Raw genomic sequence first — 7099 nt, forward strand, 5'->3', positions numbered from 1 at the left:
TTATCTCTCAACACTTCCATTAAGTGCTAGTTCCTTATATATCCTGTATACACGTTTATGATTCCAGCCAAAACCTTTGATATTACGTAAATATAAAAAGCAAAGACCAAAGCTCAAGTTCTTTTGATTGTATGTTAAATGCATTCCTCAGATGATAGCTTCTGCTTATATCTATAGCAGGTTTCACTGACACCAAAGATCTTACATGCGCTCCTTATAGAAATATCTTTTTCTTCAGATATTATTTTAGCCATCTCGCGCCTTTGTGATGGCTTCCTTACTTTTTTTCAAGTACTTCCTTTAATATATCAGCTCTTAGCCTTTCCTCAGCATACATCTTTTTAAGGCGGGTATTTTCCGATTCTAACTCCTTTAGCCTAGTAATCATCGGTAAATCCATACCTCCAAACTTTGATCTCCATTTATAAAATGTTGCTGATGATATTTTATGCTCCCTCAGTATAGATGCTACAGGCATGCCACTTCTCGCTTGCTTTAAGATAGACATGATTTGGCTATCACTGTGTTTTGATATTGTCATTTATAGAATCTCCTTTTTTATTTCTAGAAAATTCTACTCCTTTTGTCGATTGTTTTTGGGGAGGATTACCAGTAAATTATGCTTATTGGAATAATTTAATGATTTTTTTAGAGTATCCTGAAGAAATAAGAAAAGTCATTTATACAACTAATGCTGTAGAGGCAGTCAATAGTCAATTACGTAAAGTGACCAAGAATAAGAGAGTTTTTCCAAATGATAATGCTGTTTTTAAAACATTATATTTGGCAATTGAATATATGACTAAAAAATGATCTATGTCCATACCAAATTGGAACAAGGCTATGGCTCATTTTTTAATCAAATTTGAAAATAGAATATAAACTCTAGAATTTATTTACACACTTATTTGGACAAAACCCTTTTATAGAATTGAATCTTTATTTGTCGGTAATTTATAAGTTAACTCTCACTTTAATACTACCTGCATGTCCTTGATATTTTTTAGCTAGATTAGCATCATAATTAATACTATATTCCATCATATTATGTTTGATCGTAACACCTAGACCTAAATTATAATCTACTTTGTTACTTCTGTAGTTTATTGTTGGTAAACGCTCATCTATACCTTGCATTCTTGCATCAGTTGCAGGAGATTTATTCTTAATGTTATAATTAACAAAGACATAAGCCTCTGGCGTTACTACTAGACTGTCTGCATTATCTACATTATCCAGGTGTCTAAAATAAATATCCTGATATACTCTGAGTCCTGCTATACTGCTTAGCTTATTATAATTTTTCTTGCGAATAGTTAGATTCTGAAAACTAGTGCCAGTTTCTGTATAACCTTTATCTCTGATGAATGAGCCTATCGCTCCAAGGCTAGGGGTCACATAAGCGTTATTTCCTAGAGAATGATTATACCCCAGTGATACACTGCCACTATATAAATGTGATTTATATTTACTGGACGCCACTTCACTATCAAGTACATTCTTAGCTATAGCAGTATAACGCATCTTGCCGCTTCTAATATAACTCTCTGCATAAGATATAGTACTGTTTAAATACCAATTATAATTTGGTATATTATATGCACTGTAAAGTGAGAACATATTAGTTCTTACTTTGTCTATATTACCTATATTCTGATATTTTGGTCTTATACTAGTATATGCATTTGTATATGCAATACCTAAAAGTATATTATCACATACAAGACTATCGAACCCTATAGTATTGCTATGTCCCTTTGTTTTATAGCTACTGAAATATTCGGCATTCTTACCGCTTACTTTATCCTTACTATGATTTATTAAGGATCTTGCCCACATTCCATATCTACTTTCTTCATATATATTATCGTTACATCTACATGCATTATCACCACCAGCGGCAATAGCAGCTTGGCTCATGCCAAGGCCAGTATTTGATAATCTATTATGGATAGCATTCATTGCAACTTTATTGGTCTCTGTAAGTGTTTGGCGCAATGCTACTTGCACTATAGCACTATCTCTTTCTTTTGTATGATCTAATATTCTGGCCAGCATCTCTTCTGCTTGTTCTTTATCTAATAAACCTATATTATTCTTAAACTCTTCAACATTACTATTTGTTGTTACATGCTTTAATTCTTCCATAAACATATTATCTTGTACAGAATCAAAAACATAATCCGTATCTATTACATCATTTGAATCATCATACGCATATAAAGTCAAAGAACTTGCATCTAACTTCCGCTTCACAAACTTATTTTGTTCACCACTACTATCAAGTATAATCTGATGCTCTGGATCACTTAATGGCAATATGTTACTACCATCCTCTGCCAAAATAATATTATATTTAGTATTATCAGCTATTTTGCTGATGTCACTATTAGTAAATGATAATTTTACTATTAATTCACTTACATTTGATAAATCCAAGGTGCTACCTGGTGCAAGTATTATATTACCACCGGATAAACTAGATTCATCATATGTAGTATTTATCATGAGCTGATTAGTGAAGATATTTATGCCAGATAATGTTAATATCTTATTATCAAGTATAATAGTGCTATTATTAGCACTTATATTACCTGCTATTGAGATATTATCTGACACCTGGATATTAGAACTATTAATATTCATAGTTCTTGTGCTTACATCGCCATTAAATATTACATTTGATCCATGAGATATATCTATATTATTACCACTTGATAATGTCTTATTAAATTTAGTATCGCCATTTATAGTAATGTTGCCCTGACTATTTACAGTATCTGCAAAATATGTACTGCCACTCACCTTTATACCGCCTTTAGTGTGTACTGTACCTTGAAACTTAGTAATAACATTATCTTGATCAAAATTAACAGTATTGCGTACATTTGTAGTCAATGGTGCAAATAATGAGAATGATGATAATGCGTTGTTACTGATAGTATTAGCTAAAATATTATTACATGCCACATTACCTGCAAATAACGTTTTGCCTAATGTCTTAATATCTCCATTACTACTAATATCTCCATTCAACTCTGTATTATCATGACTTGATATACTGCCAACTGGACTAGCACTAGCACCAATATTGCTGTTTATAATATTATTATTAGCAAAATTTAAATTGACTGGCTGACCTCCTGTTATATTCATACCACCTACATACTTTATATTAGAGGGAAATGTGATTGTTCTACTGCCGTTGCCTTGTAACTCTATTATAGAGTAATCACCTGGGGTCTTAAATGTTACATCTCCTACTCCTGCTTGCAACATTGTAAGATTTGTTACTACTCCGTCAATAGCCCCTTTGCTTTCGAAATTAATTGTACCATTATTACCTCCCATACTATTAACATTACCAGTAATCTTTTGCCCATCTGCTATATTTATTATGGCTGCATTGTTTTGGAAATCTATATTGCCATCAATATTGCCGATTGCAGTTAGTGTTGTATTTGTTGTAAAAGATAAATTAGAGTGTATATCTGCAAGTGTAATTGTAGGTACATTAAGCTCAAGATCAGTAGTATGTATAGTAGATTCAATATTAAGAACACCATCTCCTGATAATTCAAGTTGCTTAAGTTTATGTACGTCTGTTCCAAGTAGGCCACCTTTAATGGTCAGAGTATTGCCAGCACTGGCTGATAACTCAACTCTTGCAAAATTATCCTTACCTGGATCAAGATCAATCAGTAATGTGATGCTGCGGTCATTAACGCCTGCGCCGCTACTTACATTTGATAATTTGACAGTAGCATTCTCATCTATAAAGTTAATACTTTGACCTGGACCTAAAATATCTAAATTCTGATCAGCTATATTAGATACATCAATAGCGTAAATAGCTGAAGGGGAAACGCGCATAGAACCAGCTAGAGTCAGCGGAGTTTTAGATCTAGATAAACTATTAAGTATCTCTACATCATCTAATCTGTTTAAATATGCAGTAGGGGATGTAGTACCAATATTAATATTTGGAATCTTTGCTGTGCTGCAGCTCTGATCAGTAAAATTAGAGCCAGATACAATATTTAACTGAGATATACTACTTGCATCCATACTGTCTTGCATAGTAACAATGCCTTGCGTTTCCATCATAGCAATCTCGTTACCTGGTACACCTATAGTAGCGGGAGCATTGTCACTTGTAATAGTCAGCCCTTGAGTACCACCGCTAAGCAGTAATATCCCCCACCTCCTGTATCACCTGCAAGATTTGCTGCAAATGACGCTACTCTAGCATCATTACTACTTGTATTTTCTATTTGAAAAGTAGAGTTAGCTCCTAAGAACTTAATGCCATTACCTCCAGGAGCTAGTAATGTTTTGTTGCCACTTGCAAGATCTATAGCAAGTATTTTATTATCTGATATATTGATGCTACCTACTTCAAGATCTATCGTTGTTAATTTTGGCAAATTCACATCTAATGTAGCATTTTCAGCATTTTGAATTGGAGATTTTAAAATATATGCTTTGTCACCAGAAAAATTAATTGTTGCCGCTTGACTTTGGCAATCTATATTACCAGATATTCCAGCGGTCACCAAAGTTCCTGCATCATTAAATGTTACGTTACCAATTATGCCTTTTTGCGTTGCTAATGTTCCTGCTTGACTAAATAATACATCACCAGTAAGTAGGGCACTGGCTGTAACACTTGCTGCAGCGTTTGCTACCTCTATAGTCTTAGCATTCGCTGCAGGAATTGTGTTGTCTCCAGCTCCAGTAAACTTCAGTGTAGTTAGTGCGTTAGTAGCTCCAATACTGCCATTAACAGTACCTACACCTAAAAACTCTAATGTACCAGCTGACGTGCCACTACTATCAATATCACCTGTAATAGTCTTACCATCAGCAAGCTGCAATACTCCTTCATTACCTGCAAAATCTACATTACCTGTTATTCCACCATCTGATATTAAAGTGCCATTACTACTAAAGCTTAACTCAGAGGTTAGTAAATCTGTTGCTGTAATTGGACCAATACCGCCAATATCCACATTACCTGCATATAATTGTCCTACACTTGCAGCTGTGTCTTGATTTAAATTTACTTGCTTTAGCTTTTTATCAGTAGCACCTACTACACCTACATTACCATCATCTATTGTAATAGTACCTATATTATCTGCACTCGTTGTAATACTGCCTGCTACTCCTTTATCTGCTACTAAACTGCCGTCACTACTAAATAATACATCACCTGTTACAGTATTATATGCTGTAAATGTTCTATCTGACGCTCCACTATTAGTTAGTACCAGCGTTGCATTACTACCACTAAAATTAATAGAAGCATTATCATCTAATAAATCTATATCACTATTTACTGCATCAATAGTCAAACTCTTACCATCTGCAATGTTTATGGTGTTTATAGTTAAAACACTGGGCATGCTAGTTGTAACATTATTATCTACATTTAATACTGCACTACTAGCATTAGATATCAAGCTAGGATTAAATATAGTATTATCCCCGCTTAAAATTAATTTTCCTGAATCACTGAAATCAAATACAGATGTTAAAGTCATGCCAGAGCCTGACAGGGTTAATGATTTACTTGCAGCAATGTTAAATGTATTGTTAATTGAAGCAATACTATTATGTGTTAATATGACATTATCATTTATGTTGATGGTAGATCCTCTATAAATATTTGAACTAAAGGTACTATTAATAGTAACAGGAGCATTGATGTTTAATATTGATGTATAAGTAAAATGTATGTTAGACACTCCGCTATAATCATTAGCTGGTGGATTATTGTCTACGCCAGCAGTACCAGTGAAAGTCCAAATTTGTCCTTTAAGTGGTCCTGCTGTTTTTAACCTTTTTAGTTTTGATTTTCCTGCGATTGAACCAATAGTTGGTGATGCTGTACTATTAGAGTAATAACCTAACATTGATAATGTATGATCAAGCCGTATAGCACCTATTGTTTTTGATACATTTGTGACAAGTTCTATATTATCTGCTCCAACTACTACAGTATTTCCATCTACAAATGCCGGATCCCAATTTGTTGCCGTATCTGATAATAATGCATTGCCAGTCATGGTACTAATACCGGTAGCAATTGATAAACTTGATGTTGTGAGTAAATAGACTGCCCCTATTAATTTCTTAAGCATATATCAAATCTTTATATTATTCTGATTCTTCAACTATATCTCTGTGGCAAATTGACTTATCTCTCCAGAAAATACAACCTCATTATTTTCAGCACTATATGACCACGATAGAGAATGATTATCACCGCTATTCTCCCAAGTTAATTGCTCTTTCTCATTATCATAGCTGTCTGCTGTGTTCCATGTTATGTTTGGTGATTCTCCATCAGGTTTATGTAGTGCTAATGCTGTTGTTTGTCCCACTGTTCCTTTATCTAATAAGACTGTTTGTGTTTCAAAACTATAGCTACTATCTTGTAACCTCTTGTCTAGTAATGCCTGTAATGGTTTTAAATTAGTCACTTGACAATTATTAGCTTCTATTTTTGATAAGTTCACTGTCAATGAAACAAAGTCTATATCATTTAATATAGTATTGCTTACCTGCAATGTTTTTATATTTGTTAATGATGATAGTGATGTGAAACCATCTGTTCCTGTAAGACTTAAATTAGATATGTCTAATTCTTCTAAATTTGTGGGTAAGTTATTGATACTAGCTGTGGTTAGACATACTGCAATTAAGCTCTTGAGTTTCATACATGATTTTAATGGCTCTAAACTATCTATAGCATTATAACTTATTATTAGCTTTTCTAGATTTGTTGCGTATTCTAATCCGGTTAAATCTTTTACCCCTTGATCAAAAACATTAATATTAGTTATGCTTGCTATTTCTTCCTTAGTGATAGATTCTGCATCATTTTTCTTCAATATTCTATGAATAATCCTACTTAGCTTCTTATCCGGTATGCTTACTGCATTATTATCTTCTTCCATAAACTCTACCTATATTTTCTATTAACAAACCATTGAGTATGATGCACTCATAAACTTTGAAGGTAAACATTTTATTGTGCTTTTAATCTGAAATATATTACTGATGGTGCAAATATACTATAATGCCTGCTTGC

The 7099-nt window shown here is 33.3% G+C and carries 3 protein-coding genes and 2 pseudogenes; 1 reads left to right on the forward strand and 4 read right to left on the reverse strand.

All coding sequences use genetic code 11. The features are described from left to right. Positions 1-18: 18 nt before the first annotated feature. Positions 19-541, reverse strand: a pseudogene (locus SB78_RS11100) (transposase); the annotation flags it as partial. A 77-nt stretch (positions 542-618) separates the two neighbouring features. Here SB78_RS11100 and SB78_RS05425 point away from each other — a divergent pair. Next, positions 619-882: pseudogene (locus tag SB78_RS05425) on the forward strand (transposase); the annotation flags it as partial. A gap of 72 nt (positions 883-954) precedes the next feature. Here the strand turns inward: SB78_RS05425 and SB78_RS11105 are convergent. From SB78_RS11105 to SB78_RS05440, 3 genes are read right to left on the reverse strand one after another with little or no spacing between them, the layout of a single operon-like run. Beyond that, complete coding sequence (locus SB78_RS11105; RefSeq protein WP_241773778.1) at positions 955-4107, reverse strand: autotransporter family protein; 3153 nt, start codon at positions 4105-4107, stop codon at positions 955-957. 56 nt (positions 4108-4163) lie between these two features. After that, complete coding sequence (locus SB78_RS05435) at positions 4164-6146, reverse strand: beta strand repeat-containing protein (RefSeq protein WP_041079171.1); 1983 nt, start codon at positions 6144-6146, stop codon at positions 4164-4166. 33 nt (positions 6147-6179) lie between these two features. Then, a complete protein-coding gene (locus SB78_RS05440; RefSeq protein WP_041079173.1) occupies positions 6180-6965 on the reverse strand; it encodes a leucine-rich repeat domain-containing protein in 786 nt (261 codons plus the stop codon). Between the last annotated feature and the right edge of the window lie 134 nt (positions 6966-7099).

The organism is Rickettsia asembonensis (assembly GCF_000828125.2).
GTDB classification, from domain to species: Bacteria; Pseudomonadota; Alphaproteobacteria; order Rickettsiales; family Rickettsiaceae; genus Rickettsia; species Rickettsia asembonensis.